The 15,374-nt window shown below is 70.3% G+C and carries 11 protein-coding genes; 6 read left to right on the forward strand and 5 right to left on the reverse strand.

Annotated elements, in window-relative coordinates; all coding sequences use genetic code 11:
- Positions 1 to 159 precede the first annotated feature (159 nt).
- From ACWG52_RS09350 to ACWG52_RS09360, 3 genes are all read left to right on the forward strand, one after another.
- Positions 160 to 822, forward strand: a complete 663-nt coding sequence (locus tag ACWG52_RS09350; protein ID WP_007267191.1) for a helix-turn-helix transcriptional regulator — start codon at positions 160 to 162, stop codon at positions 820 to 822.
- 161 nt (positions 823 to 983) lie between these two features.
- On the forward strand, positions 984 to 2,267 hold the full coding sequence (locus ACWG52_RS09355) for an HRDC domain-containing protein (protein ID WP_389809339.1): 1,284 nt from the start codon (positions 984 to 986) through the stop codon (positions 2,265 to 2,267).
- Between the two features lie 122 nt (positions 2,268 to 2,389).
- Positions 2,390 to 3,235 (forward strand): hypothetical protein, encoded by an 846-nt coding sequence (locus ACWG52_RS09360; protein ID WP_389809342.1) that lies wholly within the window; start codon positions 2,390 to 2,392, stop codon positions 3,233 to 3,235.
- Between the two features lie 63 nt (positions 3,236 to 3,298).
- Here ACWG52_RS09360 and ACWG52_RS09365 read toward each other — a convergent pair whose 3' ends face one another.
- Positions 3,299 to 4,465 carry an alpha/beta hydrolase gene (locus ACWG52_RS09365; RefSeq protein WP_389809344.1) on the reverse strand — a complete coding sequence of 389 codons (1,167 nt, stop codon included), beginning with the start codon at positions 4,463 to 4,465 and terminating at the stop codon, positions 3,299 to 3,301.
- Positions 4,466 to 4,780: 315 nt separating this feature from the next.
- Here ACWG52_RS09365 and ACWG52_RS09370 point away from each other — a divergent pair, with 315 nt between their 5' ends.
- The 3 genes from ACWG52_RS09370 to ACWG52_RS09380 all read left to right on the forward strand — a co-directional run bounded on the left by ACWG52_RS09370 (position 4,781) and on the right by ACWG52_RS09380 (position 9,262).
- Positions 4,781 to 6,007: a thiolase family protein gene (locus tag ACWG52_RS09370; protein WP_030719775.1), complete on the forward strand. Its 1,227-nt coding sequence runs from the start codon at positions 4,781 to 4,783 to the stop codon at positions 6,005 to 6,007.
- Positions 6,004 to 8,133 (forward strand): 3-hydroxyacyl-CoA dehydrogenase NAD-binding domain-containing protein, encoded by a 2,130-nt coding sequence (locus ACWG52_RS09375; protein ID WP_389809347.1) that lies wholly within the window; start codon positions 6,004 to 6,006, stop codon positions 8,131 to 8,133. The genes ACWG52_RS09370 and ACWG52_RS09375 overlap by 4 nt, the downstream gene beginning before the upstream one ends.
- A gap of 91 nt (positions 8,134 to 8,224) precedes the next feature.
- Positions 8,225 to 9,262 carry an LCP family protein gene (locus ACWG52_RS09380; RefSeq protein ID WP_389809350.1) on the forward strand — a complete coding sequence of 346 codons (1,038 nt, stop codon included), beginning with the start codon at positions 8,225 to 8,227 and terminating at the stop codon, positions 9,260 to 9,262.
- A gap of 87 nt (positions 9,263 to 9,349) precedes the next feature.
- Here ACWG52_RS09380 and ACWG52_RS09385 read toward each other — a convergent pair whose 3' ends face one another.
- From ACWG52_RS09385 to ACWG52_RS09400, 4 genes are all read right to left on the reverse strand, one after another.
- Positions 9,350 to 10,849, reverse strand: a complete 1,500-nt coding sequence (locus ACWG52_RS09385) for an amino acid permease (protein ID WP_389809353.1) — start codon at positions 10,847 to 10,849, stop codon at positions 9,350 to 9,352.
- Between the two features lie 124 nt (positions 10,850 to 10,973).
- Positions 10,974 to 12,890 (reverse strand): 1-deoxy-D-xylulose-5-phosphate synthase, encoded by a 1,917-nt coding sequence (gene dxs / locus ACWG52_RS09390; RefSeq protein ID WP_389809356.1) that lies wholly within the window; start codon positions 12,888 to 12,890, stop codon positions 10,974 to 10,976.
- A gap of 263 nt (positions 12,891 to 13,153) precedes the next feature.
- On the reverse strand, positions 13,154 to 14,443 hold the full coding sequence (locus tag ACWG52_RS09395) for a sugar ABC transporter permease (protein WP_389809930.1): 1,290 nt from the start codon (positions 14,441 to 14,443) through the stop codon (positions 13,154 to 13,156).
- 26 nt (positions 14,444 to 14,469) lie between these two features.
- Positions 14,470 to 15,258 (reverse strand): ATP-binding cassette domain-containing protein, encoded by a 789-nt coding sequence (locus ACWG52_RS09400; RefSeq protein WP_030760712.1) that lies wholly within the window; start codon positions 15,256 to 15,258, stop codon positions 14,470 to 14,472.
- Between the last annotated feature and the right edge of the window lie 116 nt (positions 15,259 to 15,374).

The raw sequence follows: 15,374 nt of genomic DNA on the forward strand, positions 1-15,374 counted from the left end.
GATCGTGCGTCCGAATTGCCCGAATTGTTACTCACCAAATCGTGATCATTCCCTAAAGCCGGGCGGGTGACGTGCCGAAGGAGTGGGTGACCATCCGCACGGTTCGCACCGGCTTCCTTCCCCGAGCCGGCCGTCCCGCCACTCCCCCAGGAGGCCTAGGTGTCCGTTCTTCTCGAGCAGCCCGCAAGCCTGGTCGCCTACCGCCCGAACAAGCCGACGGCCATGGTCGTCGTGGCCGACCCGCGCGTCCGCTCCACCGTGACCCGCCATCTGTGGGCCCTCGGAGTACGTGACGTGATCGAGGCGTCGTCCATCGCGGAGGCCCGCCCCCGCGTCGGCAGCCCGCGCGACATCTGCGTGGCCGACGTACACCTGCCCGACGGCTCCGGTCTCACCCTGCTCTCCGAGACCCGGGCCGCCGGCTGGCCCAACGGCCTGGCCCTGTCCGCCGCCGACGACATCGGCGCCGTGCGCAACGCCCTCGCGGGCGGCGTCAAGGGCTACGTCGTCACCGGTACGCGGACCAACATCGGGCTCCCCACCCGGCCCGGCGCCGCCCCCATCGGCGCTGCCGCCGCCCGTATGCACCGCCGCCCCCCGGGTGCCCCGAGCCACCCGGGCGGCTACCGAGAGCTCTCCGGCCGCGAGGTCGAGGTCCTGCGCCTCGTCGCGGAGGGCCAGTCCAACAAGGCCATCGGCGTCTCGATGGGCCTGTCCGCCCTGACCGTCAAGTCCCACCTCGCCCGCATCGCCCGCAAGCTGGGCACCGGTGACCGCGCCGGCATGGTCGCCGTGGCGCTGCGTACCGGGATCATCCACTGACCGCCGGCCGGAGCCCCCGGATATCCACCCCGGGAGCCGCCGCTCGGGAACCTGCCGGGAGACCCCCGGAATACCCCGGGAGAACGCCCCGCATACCGCCCGCGCCCGTCGACGGAACGTTCCGGCGACGGGCGCGTCGTATACACGGATACCCTTGACCGGTGACCGACGCCCAAGATCCCGCAGCAGACCTGCGCACCACCACCGGGGGCGGCCCCTCGGACGACGTCGTTGTTCCGCCCGGTGGGCTGCCGACTCCCTTGTTGGAGCCCCGTGAGGGGATTCCCCCGGTGGTCGCCGACGCGGACGCCCTCGCCGAAGTGGTCGCGGCGTTCGCCGCGGGCACCGGCCCCGTCGCCGTCGACGCCGAACGGGCCTCCGGGTACCGCTACGGCCAGCGCGCCTACCTGGTGCAGCTGCGCCGTGAGGGTGCGGGGTCCGCGTTGATCGACCCGGTGGGCTGCCCCGACCTGTCCGCACTGGGCGAAGCCCTGTCCGGCACCGAATGGATCCTGCACGCCGCCACCCAGGACCTGCCCTGCCTGCGCGAAATAGGCATGGTGCCCACCTCGCTGTTCGACACCGAGCTGGCCGGTCGCCTCGCCGGCTTCCCCCGGGTCGGACTCGGCGCGATGGTCGAGAGCGTGCTCGGCTACGCGCTGGAGAAGGGCCACTCCGCCGTCGACTGGTCCACCCGCCCGCTCCCCGAGCCGTGGCTGCGCTACGCCGCCCTGGACGTGGAGCTGCTCGTGGACCTGCGGGACGCGTTGGAGAAGGAGCTGGACCGCCAGGGCAAGCTGGAATGGGCCCGCCAGGAGTTCGACGCCATCGCCTCCGCCCCGCCCGCCCCGCCGCGCAAGGACCCGTGGCGCCGGACGTCCGGCATGCACAAGGTGCGCCGACGCCGGCAGATGGCGGTCGTACGGGAGCTGTGGGAGTCCCGCGACCGGATCGCCCAGCGGCGTGACGTCTCGCCGGGCAAGGTGCTGGGCGACGCCGCGATCGTCGAGGCCGCGCTCGCCCTGCCGACCAACGTGCACACCCTGTCCGCCCTGCCCGGCTACGGGCAGCGGATGGGCCGGCGGCAGCTGGACCAGTGGATGGCCGCCGTGGACCGGGCGAAGGCCCTGCCCGAGAACGAGCTGCCGCAGCCGGGGGCGACCCCGGCCGGTCCCCCGCCGCCGCGCTCCTGGGTGGACAAGGACCCGGCGGCCGCGGCCCGGCTCTCGGCGGCCCGTGCGGCCGTCTCGGCGCTGGCGGAGGGGCTGAACCTGCCGCAGGAGAACCTGATCACCCCGGACACCGTCCGCCGTTTGTGCTGGGAGCCGCCGCAGCGGCTGCACGCGGACGCGGTGGCGGAGGTCCTGGCCGGCTACGGTGCCCGACCCTGGCAGATCGAACTGGTGACCCCCGCCCTGGTCACGGCCCTGGCCGCGACCGCCTGAACCGGCGGACCGCGATCCGGTCCCACCCGTAGGAGCCCCCGGCCCGGTGCCGGGGGCTCTGGTTGTCGATCGAGGGAAGAGAGATGGGGCCTGTGCATTTAGGAGCCTTTCGTAACGGTGCCGTGGCAGCGCTCACGCTGCTCCTGGTCGCGGGAGCGGGGAGCGCGTCGGCCGCGGATCCGCCCCTGCAGGTGCCGAGCGATGCGGAGCTGTCGGTCAGGCCTGGGGAGCGGGTCGGTGTGACGACCGAGGCGCTGCGGTCCGGGGATGCGTTCAGCGGTGTCCGGATCACCTCCCCGGCTTTTGCCGCCGACGGCACGTTCCGGACGGACGACAGCCTCCTCAAGGCGGTGGCGACGATCTCCTGTACGACCGAACCCGGTTCCTACGAGGTGCGGTTCGGCTCGCCCACCGGGGACGAGAACACCTCGAAGATCGACCGGCTGTGGGGCGGCGTCCGTGTGGCGCCGGCCGATGCCGCCGAGCGTGCGGAGTGCGCGCGGCAGGTGGCCGCGCGGCCGCCGGAGTCCATGGAGGAGCGGTACCCCGTGGGCTGGGAGTGGCCGTCGGGGCCCTGGGACGTACGCTCCGTGGAGCCCGGTGGGGAGCTCGAGGCCAGGGACGGGCTGGCGATGGGCAACGACGGCAAGGTCGAGCTGACGTCCCCCGGGTTCGTGCAGCCGGTCGTGATGCACGGCGGCAAGCTGGTGAGCGCCACCGTCCGCATCCGGTGCGCCGCCGAGCCCGGCCTCTACGTCGTGCACTGGAACGAGAAGGGCAAGCCCGCCAGGGAGTGGGCCCGCTACCGGGTGACCCCGGCGGTGGGGGACCACTGCCAGGACCCGGAGGTCGCGCCGCAGGCGAGCGCGGTCCGGCAGGCGGCTCCCTGGCTGCTGGGCGCGGCCGGGGTGGCGGCCGCGGCGGGTGCCGTCGGCTACGTCGTCTTCCGTCGTATGCGCGCGGCCTGAGCGAGCACGCGTCGGGAGGCCCCCGCCCGCCGTCCGCAGCGGGGGCCTCCCGGGACGGCGTGGCTAGACGGTGTCCGAGTAGGCGCCGTCCTCGTCCACGTAGAAGCTGCCCTTCTCCAGGTCGTCGACCTTGCCGTGCTTCAGCCACTGCTTGGACAGCCGGTGCAGGACCTTGGACTGGCGTTCCCAGACCATGGAGTGACCGGCGCAGGACACCCGGAACATCAGCTTGCGCACGCCCGGGACCGCGTCGTAGAAGGCCGGGACCGAGAAGGTGGGCGAGTTCGCCGTCGCGTCGTGCTCGCCGTAGACGATCATCACCGGCACCTTGTCGCCGAGGACGCCGCCGATCGGGACGGTGTCCTGGTTCCAGCCCCACCAGTAGGAGTTGCGGAACCGCAGTACGCCCTCGGGCGCGCCCGCCGTCGGGCCTCCCCAGGCCTTTCCGACGGGATCGACGGCCATGAGCTCCTTCCACACGGCCTCCACCACGCCCGCCGCCCGCTGCTTCGGCGACCGCACCTCCTTGTCCCAGGCGCTCTCCAGCCCCGTCCGGCTCGACAGGTTCATCGGGAAGCCGAACAGGGAGGCCGGGGTGGACACGGGGAAGGACGGGACCGGTGCGCCGAAGCTCTTCGGCGGTACGCTCGCGCGGCCGGCCGGCGGGTAGATCGGCGCGAGGAGCAGCATCCTCTCGACCTTGCCCGGGTGCTGGATCGCGTACGGCCCGAACACGAAGGCGGCGGCGGACTGCCCGACGAGCGACACCTTGGCGACGCCCCGCTTCGCCTTGATGTACTCGACCACCGCGTCGACCTCGCCCCATTCGCTCGCGGAGTTGCCGAGCTCGTGCGGGTAGGGCGGGGTGCAGGTGTAGGTCAGCGGGTTCGGGTTCAGGATCTCCTGGTGCTGCGGGTTGGCGTTGCAGGCCTTGTCCATCTCGGGTCGCGGCGACAGGCCGGAGCCGGTGAGCTCCATGAGGAACACGTCGAAGCCGGCCTTGGCCAGGTACTGCGCCCAGCTGTACCTGCCGCCGTCGTGCTGGAGGTCGAAGGCCACGACCGAGGGAACGCTGCGGCCGTGCAGCATCAGGACGACCTTGCGCTGCGCGTTGGGGCCGGGTGGCGTGCCGTCGTACTCGCGCACGTACAGCTGGACGGTCTGACCTGCGTTGGCGGGCACCGCAGAGACGTGCGCGACCTGGTGGTTGATGGGTGGGGTGGTGGCCATTGCTCGCATCCTCCGTCGACCGGGCCGGAGGGGACGCTCCGGCCCGGTCAGGATCGGGACTGCCGGGGGGCGGCGCCACGATCACGGCCGGGAGGCGGGTGCACGTGACCTGAACGGGTCGGCCGGACGGGTCCGATCGGTCGGGGCGCGAGCGACCGGCACCCGGGAGGGAGTGTGACCTTCGCCGCTCCTCCGGGAGGGGGTGTGCACATTGGTTACCCGCAAGTAGCATGGTCGGGTGAGCGGGCGCTCAGCAACGTATGCCGAACGCGCCCCCGCGCAGCAGTGCCACCCCGCACCTGGAGGAGAGCCAACGTGCCTCGTACCGTCAGGGACGTCGTCTTCGTCGACGGCGTCCGCACCCCGTTCGGCAAGGCGGGCCCGAAGGGCATCTACCACGAGACCCGCGCCGACGACCTCGTCGTGAAGGCGATCCGGGAGCTGCTGCGCCGCAACCCGGACCTGGACCCCAAGAAGATCGACGAGGTCGCCATCGCCGCGACCACGCAGATCGGTGACCAGGGCCTGACGCTGGGCCGTACCGCCGGCATTCTCGCGGGCCTCCCGCAGTCCGTCCCGGGCTACTCCATCGACCGCATGTGCGCCGGCGCGCTGACCGCCGTGACCGCCGTCGCGGGCGGTGTGGCCTTCGGTGCCTACGACGTCGCCCTCGCCGGCGGTGTCGAGCACATGGGCCGTCACCCCATGGGTGAGGGCGTGGACCCGAACCCGCGCTTCGTCTCCGAGAAGCTGGTCGACGAGTCCGCCCTGTTCATGGGCATGACCGCCGAGAACCTGCACGACCGGTACCCGACGATCACCAAGCTCCGCGCCGACGAGTACGCCGTGCGCTCGCAGGAGAAGGCCGCCAAGGCGTACGCCGACGGCAAGATCCAGCAGGACCTGGTCCCGATCTCGGTGCGCAACACCAACGAGGCGGCCGGTGAGACGGGCTGGGGCCTGGTCACCACCGACGAGCCGATGCGCCCGGGCACCACGCTGGAGAACCTGGCCGGCCTGAAGACCCCGTTCCGTGTGCACGGCAACGTGACCGCGGGCAACGCCGCCGGTCTCAACGACGGCGCCACCGCCGCGATCATCGCGTCCGAGGACTTCGCCCGGGAGAACAACCTCCCGGTCAAGATGCGCCTGGTCTCGTACTCCTTCGCTGGTGTCGAGCCCGAGGTCATGGGCTACGGCCCGATCCCGGCCACCGAGAAGGCCCTGGCCCAGGCCGGCCTGACGATCGACGACATCGGTCTCTTCGAGGTCAACGAGGCCTTCGCGGTCCAGGTCCTCGCGTTCCTGGAGCACTACGGCATCGCCGATGACGACGCCCGCGTGAACCAGTACGGCGGCGCCATCGCCTTCGGTCACCCGCTCGCCTCCTCCGGCGTGCGCCTGATGACGCAGCTGGCCCGTCAGTTCGAGGAGCAGCCGCACGTCCGCTACGGCCTGACCACCATGTGCGTCGGCTTCGGCATGGGCGCGACCGTCATCTGGGAGAACCCGAACTTCAACGCCGAGGGAGACTCCAAGTGAGCACCACCGCTGAGCTCCTGAAGGGCGCGGCCGAGCTGTTCCCGGACGAGGTCGTCACGTCCGCGCACGTCCGCCACCTGGACCTGCCGTTCGGCGCCGGGCGCTTCGCGCTCATCACGCTGGACAACGGCTTCGACCACACCAAGCCGACCACCTTCGGCCCGCAGTCCCTCGCCAACCTGAACGCGGCGATCGACCAGGTCGAGCAGGAGGCCCTCGCGGGCTCCATCGTCGGCGCGGGCATCACCGGCAAGCCGTTCATCTTCGCGGTCGGCGCCGACCTCAAGGGCGTCGAGCTGCTGAAGAAGCACGACGAGGCGCTCGCCATCGGCAAGGGCGGCCACGACGTCTTCAAGCGCCTCTCGGCGCTGGCCGTCCCGACCTTCGCCTACTACAACGGCGCGGCCATGGGCGGCGGTGTCGAGGTCGGTCTGCACTGCACCTACCGCACCGTCTCGAAGGCCATCCCGGCCTTCTCGCTCCCCGAGGTCTTCCTCGGTCTGGTTCCCGGCTGGGGCGGCTGCGCCATCCTGCCGAACCTGATCGGCGCCGAGCGCGCGGTCTCGGTCATCATCGAGAACTCGCTCAACCAGAACAAGCAGCTGCGCGGCAAGCAGGTCTTCGACCTGGGCATCGCGGACGCGCTGTTCGAGGGCGCGGACTTCCTGGAGCAGTCGCTCCTGTGGACCGCGAACGTCCTGAACGGGACCACCGAGGTCGTCCGCGACGAGATCGACCGCGGCGAGGCCTGGGACGCGGCCGTCGCCAAGGGCCGCTTCATCGCGGACTCCAAGGTGCACGGCGCCGCTCCCGCCGCCTACCGCGCGCTGGACATCATCGCCGCCGCCAAGTCGGGCGACCTGCAGGCCGGCTTCGACGCCGAGGACACGGCCCTGGCCGACCTCATCATGGGCGGCGAGCTGCGCTCGGGCATCTACGCCTTCAACCTGGTGCAGAAGCGCGCCAAGCGCCCGGCCGGTGCCCCGGACAAGTCCCTGGCCCGTCCGGTCACCAAGGTCGGCGTCGTCGGCGCGGGCCTGATGGCCTCGCAGCTGGCGCTGCTGTTCCTGCGCCGCCTGGAGGTGCCGGTGGTCCTCACCGACATCGACCAGGAGCGCGTGGACAAGGGTGTGGGCTACGTCCACGCCGAGATCCAGAAGCTGCTCGGCAAGGGCCGCATCAACCAGGACAAGGCCAACCGCCTGACCGCCCTGGTGACCGGTGTCCTGGACAAGGCCGAGGGCTTCGCGGACGCGGACTTCATCATCGAGGCCGTGTTCGAGGAGATGTCCGTCAAGCAGAAGGTGTTCGCGGAGGTCGAGGCGGTCGCCCCGGCGCACGCGATCCTCGCCACCAACACCTCGTCGCTGTCGGTGTCGGAGATGGCCTCGAAGCTCCAGCACCCGGAGCGCGTGGTCGGCTTCCACTTCTTCAACCCGGTCGCGATCCTCCCCCTGCTGGAGATCGTCCGCGGTGAGCAGACCGACGACGCCTCGCTGGCCACGGCCTTCGGTGTCGCCAAGAAGCTGAAGAAGACCGCGGTCCTCACCAAGGACGCCCCGGCGTTCGTCGTGAACCGCATCCTGACCCGCTTCATGGGCGAGATCCAGAACGTCATCGACGAGGGCACCCCGGTCGTCACGGCGGAGAAGGCCATCGAGCCGCTCGGCCTGCCGATGTCCCCGCTGGTGCTCCTGGAGCTCGTGGGCCCGGCGATCGGTCTGCACGTCTCCGAGACCCTCAACCGCGCCTTCCCGGAGCGGTTCACCGTCTCCCCGAACCTCGCGGCGGTCGTCAAGGCCGGCAAGCGCGGCTTCTACGTCTACGATTCCGGCAAGCCGGAGCTGGACCCCGAGGTCGCCGCGCTCCTGGTCCAGGGCGACTCCGTCCTGACCGAGGAGCAGGTCCGCGACCGCGTCCTGGACGCGGTGGCGCAGGAGATCGGCCTGATGCTGGAGGAGGGTGTCGTGGCCGAGGCCCAGGACATCGACCTCTGCCTCATCACGGGCGCCGGCTGGCCCTTCCACCTGGGCGGCATCACGCCGTACCTGGACCGTGAAGGCGTCTCGGAGCGCGTGAACGGCAAGAAGTTCCTCGCCCCCGGCCTCGCGAGCATCCCGGCCTAGTCCGGGTCTCGGAGGGCTGTTCCACGGCTCGGCCCGCCCCTTCCGGGGGGCGGGCCACAGCCGTTCGAATACCTGTCTAAGATTCACCCCCATGACGGAAAAGCACGCGCGGCCCAAGCGCCGCCGCCGCGTTCTGCGGATCACCCTGCTGCTGGTCGCCGTGCTGATCCTGGGCACGGCCGGGGCAGGCTGGTGGGCCTACAGCCACCTGAACTCCAACATCGACAGCGTCGACCTCGACCAGGCGATCGGTGACAACCGGCCCAAGAAGGTCGTCGCGAACGCCCAGAACATCCTGGTGCTCGGCTCCGACTCGCGGGCCGGGGCCAACGCCGATCTCGACCACGGCGATGTCAGCGGTGCCCGCTCGGACACCGCGATGCTGGTCCACATACCCGAGGGCCGGGCCAAGGCGACCGCGGTGAGCATCCCCCGCGACACCCTGATCACCCGGCCCGAGTGCAAGGACGGCAAGGGCAAGACGCTGCCGTCCGCCAAGCGGGTCATGTTCAACTCGGTCTACTCGCTCGCCGGTCCGGCCTGTGTGGTCAACACCGTGGAGCAGATGTCCGGCGTCCGCGTGGACCACTTCGTCGAGGTCGACTTCGCCGGCTTCAAGGGTCTGGTGGACGCGCTGGGCGGGGTCACCGTCACCCTGGACAAGCCGATGAGCGGCGCCAAGGGCGGCCTGAAGCTGGACGCCGGCCCGCACCGACTCAACGGCACCGACTCGCTGAAGTTCGTCCGTACCCGCTACGGCTACGGCGACGGCAGCGACCTCGGCCGGATCGGCCTGCAGCAGCAGTTCATGATGGCCATGCTGTCCGAGATCAAGAAGCAGGACGCCCTCGGCAACCCGGCGCGGCTCTACAAGCTCGCCGACGCCGGGACCAGGTCGCTGACCACCGACTCCGACCTCGCCTCGCTCACCGCGCTGTCCGACTTCGCGCAGAGCATGAAGGGCGTCGACCCGGACACCATGGAGACGATCATGCTCCCGGTCGCCTACGACAAGGTGGACCCGAACCGCGTGATCGTGGCGGAGCCGCAGGCGACCCAGCTGTGGGAGGCCCTGCGCACCGACCAGAAGGTCCCCGCCTCGGCGAAGAACTCCCCCGCCAAGGGCTGAGCCCCCGGCGGACGTACGACGCGGCGGGCCCGCACGGGAATCACTCCCGTACGGGCCCGCCGCGTCATGTGCGGGGTACCCCCGCGCTCAGAACTCCGCGTTCTGGCCGACCTTGTGCAGCCGGCTGTTGCGGTAGCCGTAGGCGAAGTAGACGATGACGCCGATGACCATCCAGATGCCGAAGCGCAGCCAGGTCTCGGCCGGCAGGTTGAGCATCAGCCAGAGCGAGGCCGCGATCGACACGATCGGGACGAACGGCACCCACGGGGTGCGGAAGGACCGGTGCAGGTCGGGGCGGGTCTTGCGCAGGACGATCACGCCCAGCGCGACCACCACGAAGGCGAACAGCGTGCCGATGTTCACCAGTTCCGCGAGGGTCTCCAGGCTGGTGAAGCCCGCGACGATCGCGATGATGCCGCCGAGCAGCAGGGTCGCCCGGTAGGGGGTCCGGTACTTCGGGTGCGTCACGGAGAAGACCCGCGGCAGCAGTCCGTCGCGGCTCATCGCGAAGAACACACGGGTCTGGCCGAGCAGCAGGATCATGCACACGGTGATCAGGCCGACGGCCGCGCCGAGGCTGATGGCGCCCGAGAAGAACGGCTGGTTCACCGATTTGAACGCTTCGGCGAGTGGCGCGGTCGGGGACATCTCCGAGTACTTCTGCATGCCGGTGACCACCAGGGTCACGGCGACGTAGAGCACGGTGCAGATCAGCAGCGAGCCGAGGATGCCGCGCGGCATGTCCCGCTGGGGGTTCTTGGTCTCCTCGGCCGCCGTCGCCACCACGTCGAAACCGATGAAGGCGAAGAAGATGAGCGAGGCCGCCGTGAAGATGCCCATGACGCCGAAGTTCGTGGGCTCGTAGCCGAACATCAACTGGACCAGGGGCGAGTGCCAGCCGCTGACGCCCTCGGCCTGTGGCTGGGCCGGCGGGATGAACGGCGAGTAGTTGTCGGCCTTGATGAAGAACAGGCCCGCGACGATGACCAGCAGCACGACCGTCACCTTGATGGCGACGACGACCGCGGTGATGCGGGCCGAGAGCTTCGTCCCGACGACCAGGATCCACGTCAGCACCAGGACCAGCAGGAACGCGAGCAGGTCGAAGTGGCCGCCCGCATCGGGGCCGGACAGGGAGGTCGGCAGGGTCCAGCCGAGGTTGGTGTCCATGAGGTGGCGTACGTACCCGGACCAGCCGACCGCGACCACCGCCGTGCCGAGTGCGAATTCCAGCACCAGGTCCCAGCCGATGATCCAGGCGGGCAGCTCACCGATCGAGGCGTACGAGAACGTGTACGCCGATCCGGCCACCGGGACGGTGGACGCGAACTCGGCGTAGCAGAGCGCCGCGAGGGCGCAGACGATGCCCGCGGCCACGAAGGCCAGGGCGGTGGCGGGACCGGCGTTGTTCCGGGCGGCGATGCCCGTGAGGACGAAGATGCCGGTGCCGATGATGACGCCCACACCGAAGACCGTGAGGTCCCAGGCGGAAAGCGACTTCCGGAGCGCGTGTTCCGGCTCCTCCGTGTCGCGGATGGACTGCTCCACCGTCTTCGTACGGAATGGGCTGTTCAGATCCTTGCTCACCGACGCCTCCGAGAGGTGACGACGCACGAACGGGCCGGGAGGCCCACTCCTCAAGAGTGATCTCCCGGCCCGTGACGTGCAACCGCGCCTCGATCTACGAACGGCGCGCGTGGCGAGTTCCGGACTAGTCGACGGCGGCGGCCGGCTCGCTGTCGTAGCGGCCGTCCAGCTTGGCGACCAGGCCCGTGACCTGCCGGGCGATGTCCGGCGCGGTCAGGCCGATCTCGGCCATGATCTCCTTACGGAGGGCGTGGTCGAGGAAGCGCTGCGGGATACCGAAGTCTCGCAGCGGTACGTCGACACCCGCGTCCCGCAGGGCCTGCGAGACGGCGGCGCCCACACCGCCGGTACGGCCGTTGTCCTCGACGGTGACGACCACCCGGTGCCGGTCCGCGAGCGGGGCCAGGGCCTCGTCCACGGGCTTGACCCAGCGGGGGTCGACCACGGTCGTGGAGATGCCCTGCTTGTCCAGCAGGTCGGCGATCTCCAGGCACATCGGGGCGAGCGCACCGACCGAGACGAGCAGTACGTCCGGACGGGTGACCTCGGCGCCCGGGGCGCGCAGGACGTCCATGCCGCCGATCCTGCCGACGGCCGGGACGGCCGGGCCGACGACGCCCTTGGAGTAGCGCACGACGGTCGGGGCGTCCTTGACCTCGACGGCCTCGCGGAGCTGGGCGCGCAGCTGCTCGGCGTCGCGCGGCGCGGCGAGCCGCAGGCCGGGGACGACCTGGAGGATGGACATGTCCCACATGCCGTTGTGGGAGGCGCCGTCGTCGCCGGTGACACCGGCCCGGTCCAGGACGAAGGTGACCCCGCACTTGTGCAGGGCGACGTCCATCAGGACCTGGTCGAAGGCGCGGTTGAGGAAGGTCGCGTACACCGCGAAGACCGGGTGGACGCCACCGGTGGCCAGGCCCGCCGCGGAGGTGGCGCCGTGCTGCTCGGCGATGCCCACGTCGTAGATCCGGTCCGGGAAGGCCTCGGCGAACTTGTTGAGGCCGACCGGGTGGAGCATGGCGGCGGTGATGCCCACGATGTCGGAGCGCTCGTGGCCGATCTTGACCATCTCGTCGGCGAAGACGGAGGTCCAGCTGGCGGCGGCGGTCTTCACCGGCAGGCCGGTGTCCGGGTGGATCACGCCGACCGCGTGGAAGCGGTCCGCCTCGTGCTCCAGGGCCGGGGTGTAGCCGCGGCCCTTCTGGGTGAGGCAGTGCACGATGACCGGGCCGCTGAAGCGCTTGGCGCGCTGCAGGGCGGACTCCAGGGCCTCGATGTCGTGGCCGTCGATGGGCCCGATGTACTTGAGCCCGAGGTCCTCGAACATGCCCTGCGGGGCGATGAAGTCCTTGAGGCCCTTCTTGGCGCCGTGCAGGGTCTCGAAGAGCGGCTTGCCGACGACCGGGGTGCGCTCCAGGATCTCCTTGCCGCGGGCCAGGAAGCGCTCGTAACCGTCCGTGGTGCGCAGGGTCGCCAGGTGGTTGGCGAGGCCACCGATGGTGGGGCCGTAGGAGCGCTCGTTGTCGTTGACCACGATGACCAGCGGGCGGTCCTTGGCGGCGGCGATGTTGTTCAGCGCCTCCCAGGCCATGCCACCGGTCAGCGCGCCGTCGCCGATGACGGCGGCGACGTGGTGGTCCTCGCGGCCCAGCACCTCGTTGGCCTTGGCCAGGCCGTCGGCCCAGCCGAGCACGGTGGAGGCGTGCGAGTTCTCGATCACGTCGTGGTCGGACTCGGCGCGCGAGGGGTAGCCGGACAGACCGTTCTTGGTGCGCAGGCCGGCGAAGTCCTGGCGGCCCGTGAGCAGCTTGTGGACGTAGGCCTGGTGGCCGGTGTCGAAGAGGACCTTGTCCTTGGGCGAGTCGAAGACCCGGTGCAGGGCGATCGTCAGTTCGACCACCCCGAGGTTGGGGCCGAGGTGCCCGCCGGTCTTGGAGACGGCGTCGACGAGGAAGGACCTGATCTCGGCCGCGAGCTGGTCGAGCTCCTCCTGGCTGAGCCGGTCCAGATCGCGCGGTCCCTTGATGCGGGTCAGCAGCACCCGTGCCTCCTTGCAGTTGCTTGCTGGTCTGTCGAGTCTAATGTTCCGCCCCCGGCCGCGGTCATCGGGCCGTCCCGAGGGAGTCACACCTTTGTCATACATGTACGTACGGCCTGACGGCCACACATCACATACGGGCGTATACCCGTACATGAGTACCCCGTTCGTGCACGCACGGATGCCCGGCGCCACGAGAAGTGGCGCCGGGCACTGTGACCGGTCTTACCGCCGGACATCACTCCGGCGGGGAGTCGGACGCGCGATCAGGCGCGTCCGGCCGTCTTCTGGGTCTTGCGCGTCACCGAGTCGATCACCACGGTCGCCAGCAGCACCGCGCCGGTGATCATGTACTGGATCGGCGTGGCGATGCCTTCCAGGGCCAGACCGTACTGGATCGAGACGATGACCATGACGCCGAGGAGGGCGTTCCAGGTCCGGCCCCGGCCGCCGAAGAGGCTGGTGCCGCCGATGACGGCCGCCGCGATCACGTTCATCAGCAGGTCGCCGGCGCCGGCGCTCTGGTTGGCCGCCGCGATCTTGGAGGCCCAGAACAGGCCGCCGATGGCGGCGAAGGTGCTGGAGATCGCGAAGACCGTGATCCGGATGCGGGTGACGTTGATACCCGCACGACGGGAGGCCTCGACGCTGCCACCCAGTGCGAAAACGTTTCGCCCGAAGGTCGTGCGGCGCAGCAGGAAGTCCGTGACGACCAGGGCCAGCAGGAAGAGCACCACCGCGAGCGGCAGGCCCTTGTACTGGTTGAACAGCACGGCGGGGCCGAAGGTGCACAGCGCGAGCAGGCCGGTGCGCAGCAGGATCTCGGCGAGCGGTCGGGAGGGCATCCCGGCCGCCTCGCGGCGCCTCGCGTCCAGGAAGGCCGCGAGGAAGTAGCCAGCCACCGCGAGCGCGGCCAGCCCGTAGGCGACGGCCACGTCCGAGAAGAAGTACGTGGTCAGCTGTCCGACCACGCCGTCGGAGTCGATGTTGATCGTGCCGTTGCTGCCGAGGATCTGCAGCATCGCGCCGAGCCAGAAGAGCAGGCCCGACAGGGTGACGGCGAAGGCCGGGGCGCCGATCTTGGCGAAGAAGAAGCCGTGGATGGAGCCGATCAGGGCACCTCCCACGATGGCCGCCAGGATGGCCAGCCATTCGTTCACGCCGTGGGTGACGGCGAGGACGGCGACGATCGCGCCCGAGACACCGCTGACCGAGCCGACCGAGAGGTCGATCTCACCGAGCAGCAGCACGAAGATGATGCCGATGGCGATCATGCCGGTGCCGGTCATCGTGATCGCGATGTTGGTCAGGTTCTCCGGGGAGAGGAAGTTCGAGTTCAACCCCTGGAAGATCGACCAGATGACGATCAGGCCGATGACGACCGGGAGGGAACCCAGGTCGCCCGCCTTCAGCTTCCGCTTGAACTCGCCGACGTACCCGGAGAGGCCCTCCTCCCGGACGAGCAGGCGGGGGTCCACGGCCGGGATCGCGTCGTGCGCGGCCGCGGGGTTGACCGGGTCGATGTGCTCCTGCTGATCGACGGGGCCCTTGTCCAGTGGCCCGGTGGCAGGGTTCTGGGTGCTCACTTGCCGGCCTCCGAGGTGCGGGCCGCCCGGCGGGTCACGGCGTTGTCCGTGGCACCGGTGATGGCGGAGATGATCTCTTCCTGCGAGGTGTCGGCGACGTTGAAGACACCGTTGTTGCGGCCCAGCCGCAGGACCGCCACCTTGTCGGCGACGGCCTTCACATCGGCCATGTTGTGGCTGATGAGGATGACGGCGTGGCCGCGCTCGCGCAGCCGCTCCACCAGGTCGAGGACCTGTGCGGTCTGCTCGACACCGAGGGCGGCGGTGGGCTCGTCGAGGATGACGAGCTTGGGCTCGCCCAGCATGGAACGGGCGATCGCCACGGTCTGGCGCTGACCGCCGGAGAGCGAGGCGATCGGGATCCGGACACTGGGGATCCGGATGGACAGGGTGGTCAGGAGCTCGCGGGCGCGCCGCTCCATCTCCACCTCGTCGAGGATGCCGAAGCTCTTGAGCTCGCGGCCGAGGAAGAGGTTGCCGACGACATCGATGTTGTCGCACAGCGCCAGGTCCTGGTAGACCGTCGCGATGCCCAGGTTCTGGGCGTCGTGCGGCTTGCCGATGGCGACCGGGCGCCCCTCCCACTCGATGACACCTTCATCGATGGGGTGCACGCCGGCGATCGTCTTGACCAGCGTGGACTTTCCGGCACCGTTGTCGCCTACGAGGGCGACCACTTCACCGGAGTGGATCTCGAGTTCTACGTCGGTGAGGGCCTGAACGGCGCCGAACCGCTTCGAGACCCCTCGCAACGCCAGCACGGGCGCAGCGGACACATGAACCATCTCCTTCGCCGCCTGACCGGCGGGGATGTCGTGCAAAAGAGCAGGAGCGGGGACGAATGGGGGAGGAACGTTTCTGCCCGGCGCCCCGCCCGGTGGCGGGGATGGAGGGGAGGGGC

It is taken from the genome of Streptomyces sp. CLCI03, from assembly GCF_053615355.1.